Origin of the sequence: Paenibacillus intestini (assembly GCF_030803945.1) — a bacterium.
Classification (GTDB): domain Bacteria; phylum Bacillota; class Bacilli; order Paenibacillales; family Paenibacillaceae; genus Paenibacillus; species Paenibacillus polysaccharolyticus.
In genome coordinates, this window is sequence record NZ_JAURUN010000011.1 from 126,351 (window position 1) to 151,170 (window position 24,820).

General features: G+C 47.2%; 23 protein-coding genes. 3 read left to right on the top strand and 20 right to left on the bottom strand.

What is annotated here, in order from left to right; genetic code table 11:
* Positions 1-49 precede the first annotated feature (49 nt).
* The 11 genes from J2T16_RS23845 to cymR form a co-directional block, all read right to left on the bottom strand.
* Positions 50-364: a DUF1292 domain-containing protein gene (locus J2T16_RS23845; protein WP_090915530.1), complete on the bottom strand. Its 315-nt coding sequence runs from the start codon at positions 362-364 to the stop codon at positions 50-52.
* Positions 365-664: a DUF1292 domain-containing protein gene (locus J2T16_RS23850; RefSeq protein ID WP_090915532.1), complete on the bottom strand. Its 300-nt coding sequence runs from the start codon at positions 662-664 to the stop codon at positions 365-367.
* A 12-nt stretch (positions 665-676) separates the two neighbouring features.
* A complete protein-coding gene (gene ruvX / locus J2T16_RS23855) occupies positions 677-1,093 on the bottom strand; it encodes a Holliday junction resolvase RuvX (protein WP_186809628.1) in 417 nt (138 codons plus the stop codon).
* Between the two features lie 124 nt (positions 1,094-1,217).
* Positions 1,218-1,478, bottom strand: a complete 261-nt coding sequence (locus J2T16_RS23860; protein ID WP_090915537.1) for an IreB family regulatory phosphoprotein — start codon at positions 1,476-1,478, stop codon at positions 1,218-1,220.
* Between the two features lie 129 nt (positions 1,479-1,607).
* A complete protein-coding gene (alaS, locus tag J2T16_RS23865) occupies positions 1,608-4,229 on the bottom strand; it encodes an alanine--tRNA ligase (protein WP_499019399.1) in 2,622 nt (873 codons plus the stop codon).
* Between the two features lie 505 nt (positions 4,230-4,734).
* A complete protein-coding gene (locus J2T16_RS23870) occupies positions 4,735-5,802 on the bottom strand; it encodes an AI-2E family transporter (protein ID WP_090915541.1) in 1,068 nt (355 codons plus the stop codon).
* A 342-nt stretch (positions 5,803-6,144) separates the two neighbouring features.
* Positions 6,145-6,354, bottom strand: coding sequence for a YrzR-like zinc ribbon domain (locus J2T16_RS23875; protein WP_090915543.1), 210 nt, complete (start codon positions 6,352-6,354; stop codon positions 6,145-6,147).
* Between the two features lie 10 nt (positions 6,355-6,364).
* The gene (locus tag J2T16_RS23880; RefSeq protein ID WP_090915545.1) at positions 6,365-6,886 is read right to left on the bottom strand and encodes a PRC-barrel domain-containing protein; all 522 of its coding nucleotides are present in this window, start codon (positions 6,884-6,886) and stop codon (positions 6,365-6,367) included.
* 164 nt (positions 6,887-7,050) lie between these two features.
* Positions 7,051-8,202 carry a cysteine desulfurase family protein gene (locus J2T16_RS23885; protein ID WP_221787359.1) on the bottom strand — a complete coding sequence of 384 codons (1,152 nt, stop codon included), beginning with the start codon at positions 8,200-8,202 and terminating at the stop codon, positions 7,051-7,053.
* A 308-nt stretch (positions 8,203-8,510) separates the two neighbouring features.
* The gene (locus J2T16_RS23890) at positions 8,511-9,116 is read right to left on the bottom strand and encodes an acetylglutamate kinase (RefSeq protein WP_221787362.1); all 606 of its coding nucleotides are present in this window, start codon (positions 9,114-9,116) and stop codon (positions 8,511-8,513) included.
* 164 nt (positions 9,117-9,280) lie between these two features.
* The gene (gene cymR / locus J2T16_RS23895) at positions 9,281-9,700 is read right to left on the bottom strand and encodes a cysteine metabolism transcriptional regulator CymR (protein ID WP_090915550.1); all 420 of its coding nucleotides are present in this window, start codon (positions 9,698-9,700) and stop codon (positions 9,281-9,283) included.
* Between the two features lie 234 nt (positions 9,701-9,934).
* Between cymR and mnmA the strand changes: the two genes are divergently transcribed.
* A complete protein-coding gene (mnmA, locus tag J2T16_RS23900) occupies positions 9,935-11,059 on the top strand; it encodes a tRNA 2-thiouridine(34) synthase MnmA (protein WP_154887523.1) in 1,125 nt (374 codons plus the stop codon).
* A gap of 132 nt (positions 11,060-11,191) precedes the next feature.
* On the opposite strand, the gene crcB (J2T16_RS23905) is transcribed toward mnmA, so the two are convergent.
* The 4 genes from crcB (J2T16_RS23905) to J2T16_RS23920 form a co-directional block, all read right to left on the bottom strand.
* Complete coding sequence (gene crcB / locus J2T16_RS23905) at positions 11,192-11,551, bottom strand: fluoride efflux transporter CrcB (protein ID WP_499019400.1); 360 nt, start codon at positions 11,549-11,551, stop codon at positions 11,192-11,194.
* The gene (crcB, locus tag J2T16_RS23910; RefSeq protein WP_499019401.1) at positions 11,551-11,949 is read right to left on the bottom strand and encodes a fluoride efflux transporter CrcB; all 399 of its coding nucleotides are present in this window, start codon (positions 11,947-11,949) and stop codon (positions 11,551-11,553) included. The genes crcB (J2T16_RS23905) and crcB (J2T16_RS23910) overlap by 1 nt, the downstream gene beginning before the upstream one ends.
* A 2-nt stretch (positions 11,950-11,951) precedes the next feature.
* Positions 11,952-13,259, bottom strand: coding sequence for a replication-associated recombination protein A (locus tag J2T16_RS23915; protein WP_090915558.1), 1,308 nt, complete (start codon positions 13,257-13,259; stop codon positions 11,952-11,954).
* A 90-nt stretch (positions 13,260-13,349) separates the two neighbouring features.
* Positions 13,350-14,201: a LysR family transcriptional regulator gene (locus J2T16_RS23920; protein WP_336122796.1), complete on the bottom strand. Its 852-nt coding sequence runs from the start codon at positions 14,199-14,201 to the stop codon at positions 13,350-13,352.
* Positions 14,202-14,345: 144 nt separating this feature from the next.
* Between J2T16_RS23920 and J2T16_RS23925 the strand changes: the two genes are divergently transcribed.
* Both J2T16_RS23925 and J2T16_RS23930 read left to right on the top strand, forming a co-directional pair.
* A complete protein-coding gene (locus tag J2T16_RS23925; protein ID WP_251506526.1) occupies positions 14,346-15,089 on the top strand; it encodes an SDR family NAD(P)-dependent oxidoreductase in 744 nt (247 codons plus the stop codon).
* Positions 15,086-16,024, top strand: a complete 939-nt coding sequence (locus J2T16_RS23930) for a DMT family transporter (RefSeq protein ID WP_499019402.1) — start codon at positions 15,086-15,088, stop codon at positions 16,022-16,024. Before J2T16_RS23925 ends, J2T16_RS23930 begins: the two co-directional genes overlap by 4 nt.
* Positions 16,025-16,124: 100 nt before the next feature.
* On the opposite strand, the gene J2T16_RS23935 is transcribed toward J2T16_RS23930, so the two are convergent.
* The 5 genes from J2T16_RS23935 to aspS all read right to left on the bottom strand — a co-directional run bounded on the left by J2T16_RS23935 (position 16,125) and on the right by aspS (position 24,702).
* Positions 16,125-18,311, bottom strand: a complete 2,187-nt coding sequence (locus J2T16_RS23935) for a HelD family protein (protein ID WP_221787377.1) — start codon at positions 18,309-18,311, stop codon at positions 16,125-16,127.
* 226 nt (positions 18,312-18,537) lie between these two features.
* Positions 18,538-20,373 carry an ABC transporter ATP-binding protein gene (locus J2T16_RS23940; protein ID WP_336122000.1) on the bottom strand — a complete coding sequence of 612 codons (1,836 nt, stop codon included), beginning with the start codon at positions 20,371-20,373 and terminating at the stop codon, positions 18,538-18,540.
* Positions 20,374-20,411: 38 nt separating this feature from the next.
* Complete coding sequence (locus tag J2T16_RS23945) at positions 20,412-21,710, bottom strand: NCS2 family permease (protein WP_221787386.1); 1,299 nt, start codon at positions 21,708-21,710, stop codon at positions 20,412-20,414.
* Between the two features lie 436 nt (positions 21,711-22,146).
* Positions 22,147-22,905, bottom strand: a complete 759-nt coding sequence (locus J2T16_RS23950) for a tRNA threonylcarbamoyladenosine dehydratase (RefSeq protein ID WP_090915572.1) — start codon at positions 22,903-22,905, stop codon at positions 22,147-22,149.
* Between the two features lie 18 nt (positions 22,906-22,923).
* Positions 22,924-24,702 carry an aspartate--tRNA ligase gene (gene aspS / locus J2T16_RS23955; protein WP_221787392.1) on the bottom strand — a complete coding sequence of 593 codons (1,779 nt, stop codon included), beginning with the start codon at positions 24,700-24,702 and terminating at the stop codon, positions 22,924-22,926.
* Positions 24,703-24,820 lie beyond the last annotated feature (118 nt).

A 24,820-nucleotide genomic window follows, 5' to 3' on the forward strand; every position in this document is an offset into this window, starting at 1 on the left:
AAAAAGAGCGGACTTCTCCGCCCTTCCGGTTTTTTCAATTTGAAGCTGATTAATCTTCGTCAATCGGGAGTGTACATTCATCATATAGCTCTGAAATGCTCTCCCACTCATCGTCATCATCAATCGTAACTAACTCCGGCATGATCTGGTCTTCGCTGCCCGGAACAACTCGTAGCAGTTCAACCTCGTCATACGGACGCAATGAACTGCGGAGCACCGCGTATTGCTGCCCATGTACCTCAAACTCAGCGAGCAGTTCATACGGATGTGATTTACCGTTCTCTTCCTCGAGCTCCACATGAGCACCGAATGCCAGACGCAGCGAATCTGTCCATTTCAGGTCCTTGCGATTATATTCCGTCATTTAGTTCGCTTCCTCTTCATCTTCAGCAAGAAATGTATTAAAGGTCTCCTCGACGATATCCCACTCGGCATCATCTTGGATCACAAAAAGTTTGATATCATCGCCGTCTTCTTCATAACGGAATGCATAAACATCCGTCTCGCCATCTTCAGGTTCAACCGGAGCAACCATCATATACTTGGCCTCCGAACCGTCCACTTCGAATTTCATGATGACTTCGAATTCCTCTTCGTTACCCTCATCATCTGCAATGTAAATGATCTCAGCTTCTTCTTCCATACCCAGTTGATCTTCAGCCATTGTTGATCCCCCTCACCTTGTACTATTGGCATCCAAATAATTTTGCAAAATCAGGCTAGCGGCCATTTTGTCCACGACCTGTTTGCGTTTTTTGCGACTGACATCCGCTTCAATCAGCGTACGTTCTGCTGCCATCGTTGTCAGCCGTTCATCCCAAAGGTGAACAGGTAAATTCAGTTCGCCACGCAGACGTTCGGCAAAAGCAATACATATTTCACCGCGCGGTCCTACGGTGCCGTTCATGTTTTTGGGAAGTCCAACCACGATTTCACTGATCTCGTGCTCACGCACCAACTCAGCAATCCGTGTGAACTCACCTTCATCCCGGCGGCGTTCAAGCACTTCCAATCCCTGGGCAGTCCAACCGAAGGCGTCACTGACAGCAACTCCGATTCTGCGGTCCCCATAGTCCAAACCTAATTTTTTCATCATGCTCTCCCATCCTGAGCCTGTTCAGAACGATATGCATTCGTCTGTGCAGACTTCAGTCTGTCTTCTGTCGGTTCATTATCCGTTTGCCTACACGGCTGCAGACAAACGGAAGTGGCGTATATTACCGGTGATTGGCCAGATAGGAACGAACAAGCTCTTCAATCAGCTCGTCGCGCTCCTTTTTCCGGACCAGACTGCGTGCGTTGTTGTGACGCGGAATATACGCGGGGTCGCCGGATATCAGATATCCAACGATCTGGTTAATGGGATTATACTCTTTATCGACCAGCGCGTCATATACCGTGAGAAGAATCTCTTGTGAAGATGCCTCCTGTTCGTCACCTTTCACATTAAATTTAACCGTCTTATCCATGGAGTCCATTGATGACACCTCGCTCCTGCATGAACATGGGGACCATGTCCTGCCGAATTGATTTCTGTTTATATAATAACATATTCTGACTGCCACAAGTACACAAAGGATAAGGCAATTGTGTTTTTTGCTTGTCCTTTACTGGCTGACGATGGAAATCGCCAGTTTCAGTGCTTCATCCAGCTTACTTGCGTCCTTGCCTCCGGCCTGAGCCATATCCGGACGTCCGCCGCCGCCGCCGCCGCATACTGCAGCAACTTCCTTCACAATCTTACCGGCATGCAGACCTTGTTTCACCTGCTCAGCAGGTACTGCGACTACAAAATTCACTTTGCCATCCGCCGGCGCACCGAGTACAAGAACGGCATCTGGCAGTTTTACTTTCAGCTCATCCGCGACGGTACGAAGTGCATCCATATTCGGTGCATCTACACGAGCGGCCAGCAATTGGGTATTACCTGCTTGTACCACTTGATCCGTCAACTGTCCTGCTTCCATCGCGCTGAGTTTGCTTTGCAGCGATTCAGTCTCTCTCGCAGCTTCTTTCAGTTGTTGATTCAGACCTTCAATCCGCTTCGGCACATCCGCTACATTCGCCTTAAGAAGGTTTGCGGACTGTTTGAGCAGTTCCAACTGGCTTTCCACATACAAATATGCACCACGGCCTGTCACAGCTTCAATCCGGCGTACACCGGAGCCGATTCCACTTTCGCTGACCAGTTTGAAAATTCCAATCTCTGAAGTATTATTTACGTGACAGCCGCCACAAAGTTCCAAACTGTAATCTCCAATTTGCACGACGCGCACAATATCTCCATATTTTTCGCCGAAAAGAGCCATAGCTCCCATTTCCTTCGCTTCATCGATGCCTTTCAGCTCAATGTTTACGTTCAGACGATTCCAGATCTGTTCATTCACTTGACGTTCAATTTCAGTCAACTCTTCCGGTGTAATACTGCCGAAGTGAGAGAAGTCAAAACGTAGACGCTGTGGTTCCACCAAGGAACCAGCCTGATTAACATGCGTACCCAGCACATCTTTTAATGCTTTGTGGAGCAAGTGTGTTGCCGTATGGTTTTTAATGATATCGCCGCGTTTGGTTGCATCCACTTCTGCTTGAATAACATCACCCACACGAAGCTCACCGGACTCAATCGTCACCACATGCACATGCTGCCCTTGCGGAGCTTTGAACAGACCTTGAACCTTTGCTACAGCACTTCCACCGCGAAGCAGGCCTTGGTCACTGACTTGACCGCCACTTTCTGCATAAAATGGAGTTTGATCCAGAATAACCTGAGCAGTCTGTCCTTCTCCTACAGAGTCTGCAAGAACATCTCCGGTAACAATAGCTACCACTTTTGCTTCCGTCAAAAGGTCAGTATATCCAACAAACTCGCTTTTAACCTCCAGGTCAGCCAGCGGTCCACCTTGAATCTTCATGCTTTCGTTCTCTTGACGCCCTGCACGCGCACGATCACGTTGCTCTTGCATGGATGCATCGAAGCCCTCACGATCTACGGTTAGACCATGTTCAGACGCATAATCCTCAGTCAGGTCAAACGGGAATCCGTACGTATCGTATAGTTTGAATGCTTCTGGTCCGCTAATCACTGTACGTCCTTCGGCTTTGGCTGCAGCACTGATATCTGCCAGAATGGAAAGTCCGTCTGACAACGTTTCGTGGAAACGTTCTTCCTCGGTTTTGATCACTTTGGCAATAAATTCTTGCTTCTCTACCACTTCAGGATAGTACATGCCCATCACTTCACCAACAGTCGTTGTCAGCTCATACAGGAACGGACGATCCAGGCCCAATACTTTACCGTAACGAACAGCACGTCGCAGCAAACGGCGAATGACATATCCGCGGCCTTCATTGCTTGGCAATACGCCATCACCTACAGCAAATGCCACGGTACGGATATGATCGGCAATGACTTTGAGCGCAACATCAATCTCAATGCTATCATTATATTTAACACCTGCCAGTGCAGCCGTTTTCTGAATCATCGGTTGGAACAGATCGGTGTCAAAGTTGGAATCTACATTTTGCAGAATGGAAGCAAAACGCTCCAGACCCGCACCTGTATCAATATTTTTGTTCGGTAGCGGTGTATAGCTACCGTCTTTGTTATGGTTGAATTGCGAGAATACAAGGTTCCACACTTCCAGATAACGCTCGTTCTCTCCACCTGGGTACATTTCAGGATCGTTCATATCGTTACCGTAAGCTTCCCCACGGTCATAGAAGATTTCAGTACAAGGTCCACATGGGCCTTCGCCGATATCCCAGAAGTTCTCGTCTAACTTGATGATGCGTTCAGCCGGCAATCCGATTTTTTCATTCCACAGCTTGAAGGCTTCTTCATCTTCCGGGTATACGGTAACAGACAAACGTTCCGGATCGAATCCGATCCACTCTTTGCTCGTTAAGAACTCCCAAGCCCAAGTCACTGTTTCTTCCTTGAAGTAATCACCGATGGAGAAGTTACCGAGCATTTCAAAGAACGTATGGTGACGACGCGTTTTGCCGACATTCTCGATATCGTTGGTACGGATACATTTTTGCGAGTTTGCAAGACGTGGGTTCTCCGGCTTCTCCCGTCCGTCAAAGTAAGGTTTCAGCGGTGCCATACCTGCGTTAATCCACAACAGGGAAGGATCGTTGTGTGGTACAAGCGACGCGCTTGGTTCAATTTTGTGACCTTTACTTGCAAAAAACTGGATCCATTTGGATCGGATTTCACTAGCTTTCATACTGGTTGCCCCCATCAAATTATAAGTTCCGCAGCGAGATCGCCCCGGTTGGTTAACAGATTGTTTGTACGTTTTCCAGGTAACACATCTGTAAAAATAAACACAAAAAACGCCCCTGAATGATCAGGGACGATGTTATCGCGGTACCACCCTGGTTATTGTTCTTCTTCCCTTATTGAAAGGATTCAACTCCCGTCATTGGAAGGATAAAACGAACAATCGCCTCGTTCATGCGAGTAACGGTCGCGCCCGGCAGGGTTGTCCTGCACTCCGAAATCAGCTTTCTGCCGCTTCAACTTTCAAGACTCTCCCAGCCAGCGAACTCAGAACATGTCTGAATTCGAAGAAGTCTATTCTCTGAGGAAAGGAACCCTCGGCATACTTCATTTCATCATCGATTTTAATTTAGTAAACATACACCCTCATTATATCGATAGAGTTACCCAGTGTCAACGCGCCTTCTGAGGCGATTCCAGATGATTTCCTGTCTCACTCGGCCATTTGATCACTCGGTTCTCCGCTTGATGTAATAGGCGAAGAAGTGTTGCACGATAACCTTCAACACGGCAAAGACCGGCACTGCCAAAATCAGACCGACGATCCCCGCCAGTTCTCCACCGACCAGAAGCGCAAAGATAATGGAGAGTGGATGCAAGTGTAGCGTTCGTCCAACCACCTGCGGGGAAACTACATTGCTCTCTAGCACTTGGCAGAGTGTGTTCACCGCGATGACCAGTAGTACCATTTTGAAAGAAACCGTTGAAGCCATCACCACTGCAGGTGCCGCCCCCAGAAAAGGACCCAGATACGGCACAATGTTGAATACCGCCACAATACTTGCCAGAAGCAGAGCATAAGGCATATCGATCACGATATATCCGATATAGGCAAAGATCCCCACAATCACACAGACGATAAATTGTCCCCGGATATAATTGCCGAGTGCGGTGTCGATCTCTTTCATCACGGAAACAATGGCTTTACGGCGAGAACGAGGCAGATAAGCCACTACTGTGCGTTCAAATACATCAAAATCTTTTAACATATAAAAAATCAGAAACGGCACAATAAATACGTTAAACAGCACATTAATCGTCGCTCCGATATTGTCCATTAGCACGGTGATTCCTTGCGTAAGTCGGTCTTCCATCTGAAAAAACCAACTGTTCATGCCTGTGCGTATGCTTGGCGGCATTAATTTGTGATCCATATTGTTCATCAGGTTTTGCGCCCGCATGGACAATTCCGGCATATGTTCATTTAACTCTTCCAGCTGTTCAATCAGCACAGGGATGACATTCATTAAGATGACTCCAATGCAGGTCAGAAAAAAAGCATAGATTAACAGAACCGCAATGGAACGCGGAACTTTGCGTCCACCAAGCATGCTCACAATCGGATTAAGCACATAAGATATGATCAGTGCAACGATGAATGGGGCCAGTACCGTTTTCAAAAATCCATAGATATGTAATAATAACGGCCGTAACAGCCAGATAAAATATAGAATGATTAATCCGAGCAAGAGCCAGATCGCGTAACGAAACATTTTATTTTTGGTTAGTTGCTCCACTTCGATTCTCCCCTTTGGACTGCCTCTACAGTTCAGTATATGGACTGGCTCTGAAAGTCAGTATATGTAGGAGAGAGAATTTTTATTAACTCCGTGCAGATGTGGTAAATGAGAAGAGGAAGGGAATAAGAATATGTTCTGTGTTCATCATTGCATAACAAAAAAACGCTCTCCTCTAAAAAAAGAGGAAAGCGAATTTTATGAATCAGTGCCTCATATAATCAACCATATGCTTCCTGACCACTATGTAACTACATCTATATCCATCTGCCGCCAGATTGCGACATCATTAAATGACATGTATTGTCATGAAACCGCATATAGAGGAAGTTAAACCGCGTATTAAGAAGAAGCGTGAATATGTGGGAAGTCTTGTGGCAACTCTTCTCCGAAGAACAAATCATCCAGAGAGCTTAAAGTGCCGTCCTCTTCCACCTGATACACAGACATTTTCTCACCGTTTACCGTTAACTCAATAAAGCATCCCCAGCAATAAAACTGATGGGAGCCAATTTTTCCGATATCTTTCGAACTACAATTTGGACATTTCATATTCATTCACCTATCCATTAACAGAATGAATGGCATTTTCCAAGCGCTGTTCACTCAGTGGCGGTACCATAATGGCACTTTCTCCGATTGACATATCACTTGTACATGGCAGCCATTTACGGCCCTCGATCAGATCGGACACAAAACCGTCCGTAATTTCAATCCCTATTATTGTATTTCCCAACTCTTGGTCAAAATAAACATCAGAGACACGTCCAAGCAGCAAACCTTCTTCGGTGAGCACGGACATCTCCTTCAATTTAGAACGACCAAGGAGGTATGTGTATTTTATGTCGTCGGCCCCCGTCTTGCGGACAGCCTGTTGATTACGGATCATGACGGCATCTTCGCCATAGGCAACAATATCTTCCCATTGCACCATTTTGACATGATTGGTAAACAGGCCCTTATTCTCAAGTTCAATGCCTTCAATCTCCCAATCATCATTCACAATGAAATCCTGGATTTTACCGACCTGCTTCCCGTCCTCAACATCAAAAACGGCAAGTCCGATCATTTCCTGAAGCTTCATCGCTGGGTCCCCCTCATCTTCTTCACATTGTATAGGCGCGGCGCTATTGCTAGGTATGCCCAAAGTTGATGAGTGGCAATCAGACGCCGATCATCAAACCGCTACTATTCAACCGATGAAAATGGAACTCCTTCCCTCCTTCTGTTCCATGTGTAAAGAACCCCTTAAGGTTTATTACGTAGCCGTTGAAGAATGGTTCCAATTTTTTCGGCGGTTGTGATGATTTCTTTTGTAGTATTACCCAAACCCCAGCTAAATCGAATCGCAGACTGTAAAAATGCTTCTGGCAAGTTCATCGCTTTGAGTACGTGGGATACTTCCAGGGAACCAGAAGTACAAGCTGAACCACTTGCTACAGCGATGCCCTCCATATCCAGATTCATCAGCATCGTTTCAGTAGATACCTCGGGGAAGCTGATATTGAGAATATTGGGAAGCGTATAATCATGATGTCCGTTGACATGAAAATGTTCTGTCCCTACATGAATGGCAAGCTGATCAAGCAATGTTTTTTTTAATTCCAGTGCATGCTGCAGGTGCTCCTCTGCATTCTCGGTAATGATCTTTAACGCCTCTGCAAAACCTGCAATCCCCGCAATGTTCTCTGTACCTGCACGACGTTGTCGTTCCTGTAAGCCACCATGTGATCTGGCTTCCAATGTTACACCACGTCTAACATACAGTGCACCCACACCCTGCGGTCCGTTAATCTTGTGCGCAGAGAAGCTAATCAGATCTACAGGCAAGTCTCTACAGGAAATCGGCTGGCTGCCCAGTGCTTGAACCGCATCTGTATGAAATAAAATATCATGCTGACGCGCGAGTTCACCAACCTCACGAATCGGCTGAATCGTGCCTACTTCGTTGTTGGCATACATCATTGTGATCAGCACGGTGTCAGGTCTGATGGCTTCACGCAGTTCCTCCAGCTTGATGCGCCCAGACTCGTCCACAGACAGATAGGTCACATCGTATCCCTGCCGCTCAAGTTCTTGACATGAGTGCAGTACAGCATGATGTTCAATCTCCGTCGTAATCACATGTTTGCCTTGATCTGCTCTGGCAGCAACCGCCCCAAAAATCGCCAGATTGTCGCTCTCTGTCCCGCCACCTGTAAATACAAGCTCGTCCGGTTTACATCCCAAAGATGCCGCGATACTGTCTCTTGCTCCACTGACCGTGCGTTTGGCTTCACGTCCAAAGGCATGAATGCTGGATGGATTACCATATTGACCTGTCATCACATTCATCATCGCTTCTGCGACGCGTGGATGCATAGGTGTCGATGCGGCGTGATCTAAATATATACGATTCATCGATATCACCCCGTTAGTTATTGGATTTCGTTTTTATGATCTTAACACTGTTAAAGGCAGGCTTTGATCTCTGTTGCATGGCTAAAGCCCCCATTACGGGGGCTTCTATGTTATCTTCTAGATGATCAACTTCATTCCTTAATTTCTTCCTAAATGTAGCGCATCTTTAGATTTAATTGCCGCTATTCTTTCGTGAGCGCATATTATATTCTACCACTTTTTTTCAACTAAAGTAACCTATTTTCATTCATGAATGTTATGAGTCACACGCAGAATTGGTGATGATCCTATACGTTCTATATGTCTTGTTAATATTGAAATACGGAAGGAAATTGTTGGACAATTCCACTTGTCATCATATCAGCCATCCCCAAAGCCTGTGGCTCAATAGAATCACTTAATTCAACATTCCTTACGTAATCTTTCGCAATGCGACTGCCGACCTCTTCCGTAAGAAGACGTAAATGCTCATACATCATCCTTTGCCATTCCACTTTTGACCAATATGGATTAATTTGCGCCAAAAAAGTAGCAATTTCATCAGCATTGGCATACCAACGTTTCTGGGCATCTGCTGCTGCTGTACTATTGCCTGACTTCAAGTCAGTAACAAGTTCTGCGGCAATCGTTAAATGTTCTCTAAGCAGTTTTTCAAATTGACCGGCAATAGCAGTCCCATAGATCGGTGCAAGTACCTGAGCAAAATCACTTGGATTTCTTAACAGTCTTGCGGTTGTAGGTTGGACGTCACCAAGTCCATCAACGATACTATTCACGGTTAATCTCGTCCAGAACACATGCTGTTCCCATAGTGATCTGAGTTTCCTGTTCAAATCTACGCTAGCTGTTGTGCACTGCAAGGAATCCGTTTTCCGAAAAGTTGGATAATAATAGGTCGGAACATAATTAAACATCATCCGTCAACTCCTTTTTACAACAATATATAGGGAACAGCCTACATTGGTGCAACCCAATCAGATGTTGATCAAAATCGGGAGTCGGAACAAAAAAACAACCTCACTGCTATCAACAGTAAAGTTGTTTTTTTGCTGGCGTTGATTGAAACACTATAAGGAAACTAAATATAAAACATGTACGAATCTTTCTTTTCCTGATCCTCAAAAGTAATCAAGTCTTTCAACGTTGTTGAATCCAGCACTTCTGCAATGCCATCACGGATGCGTAGCCACAAATCACGCTTAGCCGGGTCATCTTCTTCCGTAAAGTCTACTGGCGAGATCGGTCCCTCCAGTACACGAATGACATCCCCTGCGGTCACCGTTGCAGGATCACCTGCCAGAATGTAACCGCCATATGCACCGCGGATACTCTTAACAAGGCCAGCATTACGCAGTGGCGCAATCAGTTGCTCCAGATAATGTTCAGAGAGCTGGTTGCGCTCAGCAATGCTTTTCAAAGATGTTGGACCTTCGCCGGTTCTTGCGGCCAGCTCCATCATGATTGTGAGGCCGTAACGGCCTTTTGTCGATATTTTCAAAGGAGTCACCTCTTTCAATTTTCAAAAAAATACATCTAATCCTCCGTATTCCGATCATAACCCTCAAGTAATGTTAACATATCTGCATGCGTTATGGAAAAGAAAGATTGACGATATTGCAAAATGTGCGTCTGGAGTGGACACTATCCAAAGTTGGCCGGGTGTATCGTAAGTTCGGTCGGGTTATGCTAGAATAGTAACGAAACACATTTATATATAGAAATGGTGATAACGATGTCCAAAGCAAATGAAAATACACGGGTCGTCGTTGGCATGTCCGGAGGTGTGGATTCATCGGTTACCGCATTGCTTCTGAAAGAGCAAGGTTACGATGTCATCGGCATTTTCATGAAAAACTGGGATGATACGGACGAGTTCGGCCATTGCACCGCTGAAGAAGATTCAGAGGATGTGCGCCGGGTGTGCGAACAGATCGGCATTCCGTACTACACTGTCAACTTCGAGAAAGAATACTTTGATAAAGTATTTACCTATTTCCTTGATGAATATAAGTCGGGTCGTACGCCGAACCCGGATGTCATGTGTAATCGTGAGATCAAATTCGGTGAGTTCCTGAACAAAGCGCTGGATCTCGGCGCAGATTATGTAGCTACTGGCCATTATGCGCGCCTCATTGAAGAGGACGGCACGTTCAAATTGTTGCGCGGTGTGGACAACAACAAAGATCAGACTTACTTCCTGAATGCTCTTAATCAAAAGCAGCTCTCCAAAGCCATGTTCCCGATTGGTCACCTGCCTAAACCGGAAGTGCGCAAAATTGCTGAAGCTGCCGGTCTGTACACAGCCAAGAAAAAAGATAGCACAGGTGTATGCTTTATCGGCGAACGCAATTTCAAGGAGTTCCTGAGCAACTATCTGCCAGCCAAAGGCGGAGACATGGTTGATATCGTAACGGGTGAAGTCAAAGGCCGTCACGACGGTCTGATGTACTACACGCTGGGTCAACGTCAAGGACTTGGCATTGGCGGTTCCGGCAACGGCGAGCCTTGGTTTGTCGCTGATAAAAACTTGGAGAAAAATCAATTGCTCGTAGTGCAGGGCGACGCTCATGCCAGCTTGTACTCTACAGGTCTGACGGCTACAGGCGTAAACTGGATTGCAGGTGCAGAGCGCACACCGAATGTGCCTTTCCGCTGCACAGCCAAGTTCCGTTATCGTCAACCGGACCAAGGCGTTACATTGACCTGGCAGAAGGACGGCAGTGTGGATGTACAGTTTGATCAACAGCAAAAAGCGATTACGCCAGGACAAGCCGTTGTTTTCTACGACGGAGAGGTTTGCCTTGGCGGTGGTACGATTGATCAGGTACAGAAGGTCCCTGTACCGGCGATGCAATAACAGGACTTACTCATCACTTGAGAGTGGTGAAGTCAATTCCCTGTATTCCTACAAAAAAAGCCGTCTTTCATGTAATACCATGAAGGATGGCTTTTTTCCTGCTTTTTTTGCAAAAAAATTTAAATATTTAACTTATGCAGTGAGCCAAACTCCTGCCAGACAACCTAATATCCCCACCACCACTGAACTTACCACGTAAATAACGGCTCTGGCTTGTCGCTGTTGCCCTATTAACGTTAATGTTTCATACCCAAAGGTAGAGAACGTGGTGTACGCTCCGCAGAAGCCAGTTCCCCATACTACCCACATTGCGTCTGGCAAATTTCCTGCTTGATGCCCGCCGTACAACATTCCCAAAATAATAGAACCGCTGATATTAATTACCCACGTTCCCCAGGGAAAGGCGGTTCCCACTCTACCTGAGATGAATTTTCCCAGGCTGTAACGGAGCAACGCGCCAAACACACCTGCTAGTCCAATCCAGATCATCATCAGGCATCACCCTCTCTGGAGGGGACACTTAGCATTCGCTTGCCCAGCTTGATCCCAAGGGCGCAGAGCACCAGTCCTGCCACTACACTCAGAAGGAGATAAGCCGCTGCTCTCAACCATTCTCCACCCTCCGTTAAACGAACGAAGTCCAGTGTGAATGTGGAAAAGGTCGTGAAAGCTCCAGTAAATCCTGTGCCAATGGCGAGGCGAAGCTGTGGTGTTATTTTCTCAGGTATAGCGATAGTAAAAAAAAAGCCCAAAAACAGGCTGCCGATCGCATTGATCAACAGCACTGCCCATGGAAAACCTGTATTGGCCGAGGGGAGCATCAGTTGAATGGTGTATCTGGTTAATGTGCCCAGAAACCCGCCAGCTCCGATATATGCTAACTCTTTCATCTCTACAGCTCCCTGCGCCGCTGTTGGTTCAGCCTGATCTTCGACTCATTCCCCTGCTCTGTCGCCTCATAAAAAACTCTTCGAGATAGTTGTTTTGGCAGATACTCCTGTTTCACATAATGTCCCGGGTAGTTATGAGGATACTGGTATCCTTCATGTCCCAGCTTGGCAGCACCTGAGTAATGCGTATCCCTCAAATGCAGCGGTACTTCGGCCGACTTCACCTCATCAATGGCGCTCATCGCTTTGGATATCGCAGTATATACCGCATTGGACTTCGGACTTTCCACCGCAAACAATATGGCTTGCGCAATATTTAGCTTGGCCTCCGGCCAGCCGTTATTTCGGTACGCATCAAGCGCCCCAATGGCTTGGGTCATCGCCTGTGGATTCGCCAGCCCAATGTCCTCACTACTTGCTGCAATCAGGCGCCGGATGAACGTCATGGGGTCCATGCCCAGTTTCTCCACCGCATATAGAAACCAGAATAACGCTGCATCACTCGAACCACGAATGCTTTTGTGAAAAGCGGATAATACGTCATACTGCGTGGACTCGTCTGCCTTGACAATGGGACGACGGATCGACTCTTCCGCGACAGCCAGCGTGATGTGAACCGTTCCATCCTGCTCAGGCGGTGTCGTTAGCGCGGCAAGCTCCAGAGCATTCAGGGCACGGCGAATATCACCATTCGCCATTGTAGCAATGTGTGCCAGCGCTTCATCATCGGCTTTCAGTTCCATAAACCCAAGGCCTTTATCCGCATCGCTTAGCGCTCTGCGCATCGCAATCAGGGAATGCTCCTTATTTAAGGATTCCAGTTGAAAAAGGGTGGATCGACTCATCAAGGCTCCGTTTACATAATGGAAGGGGTTTTCCGTCGTTGCCCCGATAAAAATGATCGTGCCCTTCTCCACCGCTGGTAGCAGTGCATCTTGACGCGAACTGTTAAAACGATGTACCTCATCGAGGAAGAGAATCGTTTTGGTTCCGTAGAGCTGTTTGTTCGTCTGTGCCTGCTCAATGACTTCTCGTACATCCTTCACAGAGGCATCCACAGCATTCAGTCGCACGAATTGTCCTTGGGTATGCTGAGAGATGATGTGAGCAAGCGTGGTCTTGCCGCATCCTGGCGGGCCGTATAGTAGAATGGATGAGATCTGATCAGCTTCAATGGCTCGGCGTAGCAGCTTTCCTGGCCCGATAATATGTTCCTGCCCTATATATTCATCCAGATGCTCAGGCCGCATGCGGTCTGCAAGCAATCTGGCCTGTGGTTGTGTATCCTGTTGAAACGAAAATAAATCCATGGTTTTATCACTTCCTTAACGGATTGCCAATCTGATATTCAGTTATTAACGTGATCAAAATGTTAAAATGAATCTCCACTCGCTATCATATCATTCCTGCGGAAGCATCGCCATAAATGCCCCAAGCGCACTGCTGACAAACGCATCCTTACGAGTAATAAATCTTGTCATCATACGGTTCATACCAACCGGAAGAGCATACTTACGCAGCAAACCACTTTTGATCTGCTGGTGAATGACGATTTCAGGTAATAGAGAGATGCCCATTCCAGAGGCTACGCCACTGATAATCGCCTCGAGCGTCCCAAATTCCATAATAACAGGCCTGTGAACACCACTCAGAAGCATCCAGTCCTCCAAAATTTTACGGTAAGAGCACCCCATACTGTAAACCAATATCGGCTTTCGGATCAGTTCCTCCTCTGACAGACTAGGAGACGATATAACAAAAAGTTCTTCATCAAATACATCCACAGATTTAATATCAGGATGGTCGCAAGAACAACCAATAAATGCGCCTTCCAATTCATACCCGATAACCTGGTCAATAAGCATTTGTGAATGACCTGTAGCCAGCGCTAGTGAAACTTCCGGGTACTGGCTGTAATATGTTGCAAGAAGACGTGGCAACCTTACCGCCGCGGCTGTCTGTATGGAACCAATTTGCAAAGGGCCAGACGGTGTATTGGTAGCCTGGAGCGCTTTGGATGCATCATTCAACAGACCAATGATTTTATCTGCGTAAGTTAGTAGCGTTTGTCCCCCTGGAGACAACGTCATCCCCCGATTGTGACGGATAAATAATGGTGTGCCTACTTCAGCTTCCAAATGCCTGATGCGTGCCGTAACGTTGGATTGAACGTACCCCAGCTTGGCTGCAGCTCTGGTCAGATTTCCTTCCTGTGCAACACATTGAAATATTCGAAGATCCCCGCTCTCCATCATGCCTCCGCTCTGACATCATTCAAAATGATATCCAGTTCATTTGTAATCATTATACTCTCTTGCCAGAGCGTACTACAATGATGACATATTCATCTGTTGTTCGAAATTCAATGGTTGAAAACAAAAGAAGGAGTGTTCGAGATGACATACTGGACCAATAGAGTGGTTTTAATTACAGGCGGAGGAACAGGTATAGGCCGCGCGGTCAGTACCTTGCTGGCTGAACGCGGTGCACGGGTCGTATTGAACTATTCTCGATCACAGCAGGCCGCAGAAGAAACCGTTCAGCATATCCTAAATCAAGGCGGGCAAGCATTTTCCATTCAGGGGAATATTGCAAATGATAAAGAGGTTCGCCAAATGGTCGCAAAAGTAACCGAAATCCATGGCCCCATCACCGACCTTGTAAATAATGCGGGCATGACCCATCATATCCCCCTCAGCGATCTGGAAGCTGTCACAGATGATATCTGGAACGAACTGATGGATGTGAATGTGAAAGGTATGTTTCATTGTGCTCGTGCCGTAACCCAAGGAATGAAGCAGGCCGGTGGAGGTGCCATTGTAAATATGGGCAGTATTGCCGGCAGCACCGGTTCGGGTTCATCTCTTCCATACGCCGTATCCAAAGCAGCAGTACATGGTCTGACTTTATCTCTAGCCCATGCCCTCTCCCCGCTCATACGTGTAAATGCCATCATTCCTGGAGCTGTCTCCACACGTTGGTGGGCTGGCAATGAGGAACGAATGCACCAACTCGGTGGACAATTGTTACTACAGCAAATCGCTCAGCCAGAGGACATCGCCCACATGGTCTGCGCTGCTCTTGAACAGCGATCCATGACAGGACAACTTATTACTGTCGATGGAGGACAGACATTATGAGCGCAACAATTCATAATCCGGCTAGAGCGAAACGCGTACCAGCTTCCTTAAAACCAGTCAAATACGTCGTATTGATTATCGTGACAACGCTCATTATGGGAACTTCTTTTCCTGTAGGTAAAATAGGACTCAGTTACGCACCACCTTTTCTATTGATGGGCTTGCGGTACATCCTTGCTGGTGGTTTGATGGCCCTAGCCCTGCGTAAGCACCCCTTACCGAGGGGATGGCGAGCCTGGGGTAAAATCATGCTCATCGGTTTGTTTCAATCCGCCGGGGTGATGGGTTGCGCCTATTACAGCATGAACTGGATTTCATCCGGTGAATCGGCCATTATTACATTTACGAATCCATTGATCGTCATTGTTCTCAGTGCGCTACTATATAACCTGAGATATCGATTAAGCCAGTGGATTGGCGTAATTGTTGGGTTTGTCGGCATTTTGTTTACCTTTGGATGGCATATGAGCTTCACCCCGGGGACCTGGATCGGTTTTGGCGGAGCAATTTCATTTGCCGTATCCACACTCCTGATTAAGCGCTGGGGCGTTGATTATGACACTTTCGTGCTTACCGCTTATCAAATGCTCGCCGGAGGTGTAGCATTGCTTCTGCTAAGTGTATGGACGGAGCAGCCTCATTTTACAATAACTCCAGTCTCCCTCCTATCGTTGTTATATCTAACGCTGATTTGTTCCATCATGCAGTTTTCCCTCTGGTTTTATCTGTTACAGAACAGTGATCCCGCCCAGACCAGCAGCTACCTGTTTCTCGCACCGTTCTTCGGCGTTCTTTCAAGCTGGATTTTGTTGAATGAAGAGGTTCAATGGTTTGTCGGGGCTGGAGGAGTACTAATCGGGGTGGGCATCTATCTGGTGAACCGCCGTTCAGCTAAGAAAAAACAAGACGTATCTCCCTCTGTAACCTCAGGATAAGAATACTGCCTTCATCTTCCTAAGCAAAAAAGGCATGACGCAGAACAACCTGCGTCATGCCTCTATATCTATAGAGCTTAGTACTGTGTGATCTATTTATCTATGAAACAGTCTCATCAGGCCAGCCTTGAATCGTAACCTGTTCACCTTCAGGATTATGCGTTGCCGCGGCATACGCCGGCATGTTTCCGTCGTGGAATAACCACAATTCATGCAGAGCCCGTGTACAGCCGACATAGAGCAACTTCGCATCACCCGCGCCAGGATAATAGTGCTCCTGATCAACATCAGCGACGATAACTGCATCGAATTCAAGCCCTTTGGACAGATACACAGGCAAAATCGAATGTCCACCGCTGTACTGCTTTTTACCACCGTCAATCAGGTTCAAATCCCAGCCCGTCGCCTGAAGCTCACGATGGAGTTCTTCGGCTTCATGCAATGTTCGCGTCAGGATGGACACCGTCCGATAATCTTTCGAGGTAAGCATCTTCAGTGCCCGCTCTAAACTCCCCGTCCGTCCTTCACTCCCGTATGCAAGCGTACGCACCGGATCCCCACTCCGGAACACGGGAATCGCCGTAATCCCACTCTTCACACCCTGCTCCAGGATGGTATTGGCATAATCAATAATCTCCATCGTGGAACGATAGCTTCGGGTCAAGGCAAAATATGCATTTTGTTCTTCCGGGAACAACGAACTCATCTCTTCCCACGCATGAACACCACGGTACTCATGAATACCTTGGGACAAGTCCCCCAAAATAGTGAAGGAATGTCCTTTCACAAACTGATCCAGCAGCGCAACATGAAACGGAGAGAAGTCCTGGGCTTCGTCAATGACAACGTGGTCAAAACGCTCCGCTCCTTCAATATCATGCACCAGCGTATGGATATAGACCAGTGCCGGCAGGTCCTCTTCTCGAATGACATCTTTCTTCAAATCTGCACCGGTTTGTTTCATGATTGCTTTGGGTATCAAGTTGCTTAGCTCAGCAGGTACAGCCCCGCCTTTCACTGCCTTGAACAGCTGTTTGTACAACGTCAGCGGATTGTATTCAGGCCACTTTTTGGCATAGGATTTCTCCCGCGTTGCTGCCTTTTTCTTATGTTCTTTACGCACCGTTTCTGGCATAGGCTTTTTCAATTCCATCTCGATCCAGCGGTGAACCCGTGCCATGACCCGCTCTTTACGTTTAGCCAGCGGATAATGTTTGTACTCCGTTCCAAACCAGTTATCGATCTCCTGTTTACTGAGCACCGCACCGTCCCATGGACTGAAATCACCATCCGGCACAGATGCTTCTTCCATCCCAGACAACCACTCCCGGATCAGTTCCATGAAACGAATCGAGCCTTTGTAACGTCCAGGGACATCATCGTTCAGTTCAGGCCGAGTAGCAGGGGTTTCGAACCACGTCTGCAACGTCTCTGACGCATCTGCAAGTGGCATTTCCAGCCCTAGCAGATTCATCGCCCAATCGGGAAAGGTTTGCTGCTGAATGTCTCCTACACCGAGCTCTGGCAACACATCCGAGATATAATCGAGGAACATATGGTTGGGTGCAAAAATAACCATTTTCTCCGCCGATACCTGCTCCTTGTACTGATACAGCAAAAAAGCAAGGCGATGCAGGGCCACTGTGGTTTTCCCTGATCCGGCGACCCCCTGAATAATCAATGCGGTGTTTCTCGCCGCCCGAATGATCTGATCCTGCTCGGCCTGGATCGTGGATACGATGTCCCGTAGTTTATTGTCCTTGTTTTCACCAAGACGGTACACAAGGAATTCATCGGATACGGCAGGTTGGTCGCTATCCCGGTTATACGTATCTGCCACACGTTCCAATATGCGCTGACGGATCACCACATTTCGTTTCAGATACACCAGACCTTCAATCAGTCCTTCAGGGGCTTCATACGTTGCGGAGGCTTCTCCTCCGGTAAAAGAGTAAAACAGGCTCGCGACAGGAGCGCGCCAATCGATGACAAGCGGGTGCTCACCGATCTCTTCGCGGTCTACGCCGATTTTGCCAATATACAGCGGTTTCCGTTCACCACTGCCCTGCTCTTCGAAATCCAAGCGTCCGAAATAGGGTTGTTGCGCGCTCTTGGACAAGGCATTCCGGCGTTCTTCACGTCCGGATTCCAGCACTTGTTCCGTGAAATCGTGACCGGTATACACCGGAAAGTTCCGCAGCCGTGTAAGCTGACGATCCACTTCTTCCATCGTTCGCGCTAACCTGTACTCTTCTTCTTGATAGGCACTTTGAAAGCTGTCTGACATGTTTCAGTTACCTCCTAAGAATATATGTTTGCTCTGCATCGCTGTAGATCGCGCAATACAAAAGGATACCCAATATATCACAAAGGGCAACTGAAAGCCATATCCATTTTCCATATGAACAAATCAAACCATGAAGTCCTTGCCAAAAAAAGAAGGACTCTGCTGAATGGTACCTTCACAGGTATCGCAGAAATCCTTCATTCCTCATCCCTTTATTTGTCGAGCGCTACTCTTTGTTTTGTATTTCCCCATTGCTGCTTGTACTACCTTCTCCATCCTGTGCCACAAATTGCTTTTGTGCAAGCTCCCGATATACGGGATGTGTGTTGATTAATTCTGCGTGAGTTCCCGTTCCAGTCACATGACCATGTTCTAATACTACAATCTGATCTGAATCCACTACAGTGGACAATCGATGTGCAATGACAATGGTAGTTCTGCCCTCCATCAGATTGGATAACGCCTGTTGAACTTCGTACTCGGATGTACTGTCCAGACTGGAGGTGGCTTCATCCAGCATCAGAATATCCGGGCTACGCAGCAACGCACGGGCTATGGCGATCCGTTGACGCTGGCCCCCCGATAACTTCATTCCGCGTTCACCCACTTCAGTGTCAAAGCCTTGTGGCAGTTTGTCGATAAAGTCAGCCGAATAAGCCATCTCCGCGGCTCTTCTGATCTCATGCATCGTTACTTCACGATTGAGACCATACGTGATATTATCCTTAATCGTACCTGCCATCAGCGGACTTTCTTGTGATACATACCCAATTTTGCTACGCCAGGAAGCGAGCGAATACGTTGTTATCTCTTCTCCCCCATACGAAATGTGACCCGAATCAGGCAAGTAAAACTGCTCCAGCAAGGAGAACAGCGTAGACTTACCACTTCCGCTCGGACCCACAATGGCTGTTACTTTGCGAGTAGGCACCGTTAGATTAATGCCATGCAACACTTCTTCGCCTGTAACATAAGAGAAATGCACATCGTGAAACGCAATCGTTTCATTGCCCTGGGGAGCCAGCTTTGTGTTATAATCCGGTTCTTCCTCGTCCGCAAGAATCGCCTGGATGCGTTCGGTAGCACCTACGACTTTTTGCAAACGTGAATACAGCGTTGTGAACTGTCCCATAGGCATTATAACTTGGAAAAGTAGCAGAATGAACGCAACCAGTTCCCCCGGCGACAATATCCCCGAAGCAACCCGCATCCCTCCGACACCGAGAATAACGACGAGCACAGCCGTCATAACAAAAGTAAACAAGGGGCCAATCAACGCCAGAATGCGTGCTTCCTGTAATCCAAAAGCAAACATTTTACGAATGCGGGAATCTCCCGCCTCCGATTCCTGCTTCTCGGTTCCATATGCTTTGACCAAACGAATTTCACTAATCACCTGACTGAGCACCGACGTCAGTCCAGCCATCTCATCCTGCTGTTTTTTGGAGATTTTGTACATTTTTCTGCCCACAGGCAACAAGATCAGCATGGTCAGCGGCACCAGGCTTAGAATGATGAGTGACATCACCCAATCCAGATAAAAGAGCAGTGCAACCCCACCGATTACCGCAACGATGTTAGAAACAAATGATACGAGATAATCCGCAATTAATGTCATAATCTGACTGGTGTCATTGGTGATGCGGCTCATTGTATCCCCCGTACGATTGCGGTCGAAGTATGGCATACGGAGGGAAAGTACCTTGTTCCACAGCTTGGTGCGGAGCGTCGCCACGACACGTTGCCCGGCATAATTCAACATATAGATGCTAATTCCTGAAGCAATGGCTTGGATCACAAACGCCCCGAGTAGCAGAAAAATCACCGATTTATTTAGAGCTGATGTCGTCAGTCCGTCAATGAGACCTTTGGTCATCAAAGGAACGATAAGTCCAGCCGTCGTTTGAATCAATGTCAAGATGAGGGCGACGGTCAGGATCAATTTTGGCGGATTTGTGGAAGCAATCAGTCTAACAAAATCCTTGAATCCTTTTGTTCCGACTTTCGGTTTATTCGACTCCGAGTGTTGCTGTTGCTGTTCTTGCATTCCCTGTTCTTCCATCCATCTTCCTCCCGTTCTCTATCTCATCACTTTTTGTTTTACAAAATACCATGCAATACAAAGTTCGCCAGGAACAGAATCGAAATGCCATACATAACGACAGGCACTTCTTTTCCTTTTCCAGCGGCCAGTTTGGCCAGCGGGTACGCGATAAAGCCAAAGGCCATTCCATCCACAATGCTATATGTAAAAGGAATCATGACCATGATCAGAAACGCCGGAAATGCTTCGGTAAAATCGCTGAAATCCATATCTCTGACACCCTGTACCATCAAACCACCGATGATGATCAAAATAGGGGCAATCGCACTGTCGGGAATATACCCGAGCAGCGGAATGAAGAAAAAGGTCGCGCCGAACAGTACAGCTGTTACCAGCGGAGTCAAACCCGTACGGCCACCTGCCGCGATGCCCGCTGTAGTCTCCGCTGCCGCTACCGGCGGACTGCTACCCAAGATACCAGCCAGCACCGTGCTAACCGACAGTGCACGCAGACTGCCCTTGAAACGTTCCGGACGACCAATCATATTCGTTTGCGCGGTGATGAGCCCGATATTTTCAAACACAACTATTAATAACAGCAGAAAAACAGCAATCCAGAATGCAATATCCGCCAGTTTCATTAGAGATAATTCACCAAACAGACCGCCATATTGCCGCAGTGCTTCTATGGCAGATACCGCTTCACCGGGATGTACCGCTCCGAGCACATAAGCAAGTCCTGTCCCAATTAAAATGCTGATGAGCAAACCGCCTTGCACATTTCGAATAAATAAAATAACGGCGAGCACAAGTGTTACACATGCCGTAATGACATTGGGATCATTGAAGTGCCCGATGGCAACAAAGGTTGTCTGATGAGCAATCACAATGCTGCTCTTTTGCAATCCGATAAAGGTTAGAAACAATCCAATTCCAACCGTGATGCCATGCTGCAGATTTTTTGGAATCGCTTCGCTGATCATTTTATATAACGACGTAAAGGCAACGACAGCAAACAAAGCACCAGTTACAGCCACTACAGCCAGTGCTTCCTGCCAAGTCAGTTTCATCGAGTGCACAAGCGTGTATGTGAAAAATGCGTTAATTCCCATGCCGGGCACTACAACAATCGGTGATTTACCCCCAAAAGCCATCAGTAAACATCCTACAATGGATGTGAGCAATGTACCTACCATGGCCGCCTGCAACGGCATCCCCGCATCGGAAAGAATCTTGGCATTCACCATCACAATATAAACGACCGCAAAATAGGATATGGCGCCAGCCACAATTTCCTTCTTCCACTGATCTTCTGGTTCCATGCCCAGTTGTCTGGACAACCACCCGTGTTTCATTTGTTCTGTTCCCCTCTCACTTTTTATAAATTCAACTAAAGAATGTTTACACTTGCCACTCCGATGACAGAACAACCTTCCGATCGCTGTTATCCCCAGATTTTTTGCATTCCCTTATCTAAAGGGAAAATCCGGTGATAGCGTATGCTTCCGATGTAGCTTTCTTTCAGAAAGCTTATAGGCGAACACTTCGCTTCTCCAGCTTTTTTCTGTCCTCTCCGTTCTAGTATAAAAAGTTAAGTTGAGCCTATATGCTGCAAACCATTATATATGTATCATCATTTCGCGCAGCAAAACATATCATACACCGTTTTCAAAGTGAAGTACATGACGTAATCCTGACATATCGGCACCAAAAAACGCAGGTGCTCATAGCACCCGCGCTTTATTTGTGTATCTGTATACGATGTGGCTTAATTTGATCTGTTGTTTCGGCTTATGCCTCTGACTTCTCTGCTTTTTCAAGCAAGTCTTTCACGGCAACACTGACCATAATCAGACCAGCTACCGGCGGGACAAAAGCGTTACTTGCCGGCGGCTGTTTCGCTTTGCGAATCTCCGGCGCATTCTCTGGAACGATCTTTTGCGTCACGTCTGCACGTGGCTTGAGTGGCTCTTCGGTGGAGAATACTACCTTCACACCCTTTTTGATGCCATCTTTACGCAGCTTGGTGCGCACCACACGGGCAATCGGGTCCATGGACGTTTTCGAAATATCCGCAACCTGGAATTTCGTCGGGTCCATTTTGTTCGCAGCGCCCATGCTGGAGATGATCGGAATTTTGCGTTTAAGACACTCTTTAATGAGATGTATTTTGTAGATAATCGTATCGGAAGCATCCAGTACATAATCCAGATCGTACTTGAACAATTCCTCATACGTTTCCTCGGTATAAAACATGTTCAGCGCAATGGCGTCACATTCCGGATTGATCAATTTCACACGTTCTACCATCAAGTCGGCTTTTTTCTGACCTACTGTCGTGGTAAGTGCATGAATTTGCCGGTTGATGTTCGTGATATCCACTACATCTTTGTCAATCAGGATGATCCGGCCAACGCCGCTGCGGGCAAGTGCTTCTACAGCAATCCCGCCCACACCGCCGATGCCAAGTACGGCTACCGTGCTATTTCTGAGCGTATTCAGACCTTCTGGTCCAATCGCAAGCTCTGTTCTTGAAAATTGATGGAGCATTGAAAATCGATGCCTCCTTTATTTCTTTTCCGCGACAGGTTTACGGGCTACACGGATGTGAAGTTGTTCGAGTTGAGATCCATCTACTTCGGATGGTGCATTCATCAACAGATCAGTTGCACTTGCCGTTTTCGGGAAAGCAATGGTTTCACGCAGATTTGTGCGTCCTGCCAGCAACATCACGAGACGGTCCAGACCAAAGGCGATACCGCCATGTGGTGGTGTACCATATTCGAATGCTTCGAGCAAATAACCGAATTTATCATTAGCCACTTCTGGCGTAAGTCCGAGCGCAGCAAACATTTTTTCTTGTACATCACGCTTGTAGATACGCATCGAACCGCCACCAACTTCATAACCGTTCAGTACAAGGTCATAGGCTTGAGCGCGGATTGCACCCGGATCTGTGTCGAATAGATGTACATCTTCGTCTTTTGGACGTGTGAACGGATGGTGTTCCGCCACATAACGTTTCGCTTCTTCATCATAGCCGAGCAGCGGGAAGTCCACAACCCAAGCAAACTTGAATTTGCTGTCATCGATCAGACCGAGTTGACGTCCGATTTTCAGACGCAGAGCACCGAGAACATCAGCAACCACTTTTTTCGTGTCAGCGGAGAAGAGCAACAAGTCGCCTTCTTCAGCGCCTGTACGTTCTTTAACAGCTTCAATCTCTTCCGGCGTAAAGAACTTCACGATTGGCCCTTTGAACTCGCCGTCTTTCACTTGAATCCAGGCGAGACCTTTGGCACCGTAACGGGCAGCGAATGGTCCGAGGTCATCGATCTCTTTACGGCTCCATGTACCACAGCCTTTGGCGTTCAGTACTTTCACTTCTCCGCCTTTTTCAATGACTGAAGCAAATACTTTCACACCGCTGTTTGCTACGATATCGTTCATTTCCACCAGTTCCATGCCAAAACGCAGATCCGGTTTGTCGGAACCGTATTTACCCATCGCATCAGCATACGTAATCCGTTGGAAAGGCAGCTCCAGCTCAATGCCTTTCGTTTCACGCAGCAATTTCGCCATCAATTTTTCCATCATCGGCAACAGGTCATCTTGTTGCAAGAAGGACGTCTCGATGTCGACTTGAGTGAATTCCGGTTGACGGTCTGCACGCAAGTCCTCATCACGGAAACAACGTGCGATTTGGTAGTAACGCTCAAGTCCACCAACCATCAACAATTGTTTGTAGATTTGTGGGGATTGTGGAAGAGCGAAAAATTCACCTTCATGCACACGGCTTGGTACGAGATAGTCACGCGCACCTTCCGGCGAGCTCTTGGTCAAGATTGGTGTTTCTACCTCAACGAACTCTTCTCCGTCCAGATAATCACGGAACACTTTAGACGCTTTGGAACGCAGTTTTAATGTTTCGAACATTTCCGGACGACGCAGGTCCAGGTAACGATATTTCAAACGCAGGGATTCATCTACCTCAACGCCATCTTCGATGAAGAATGGAGGTGTTTTGGCTGCGTTCAACACTTCGATTTCGGTAATTTGAACTTCGATCTCGCCTGTTGGCAAGTTTTTGTTTACGGTCTCTGCATCACGTTTAACCACTTTACCTGTTACCGCAATGACATATTCACTGCGTACACGATCTGCGATTTGCAATGCTTCACCGGAATATGCCGGGTTAAACACAACTTGTACAATTCCGCTGCGGTCACGCAGATCGATGAAGAGTACGCCCCCCAGGTCACGGCGGGTCTGTACCCAGCCGTTCAATGTTACTGTTTCACCGATATGTGCGTTTGTTAATGCGCCGCAATGATGACTTCTTTTCATAACCAAACTCCTCTTATGTTAAATTTCCGTTCTGTGTAAGACAAGCTTGTAGCATGCCACCCACAATCCGGTTACGTGAAGATTTATTATTCGAAAGGCATCCTGTCTCTGGAGATTA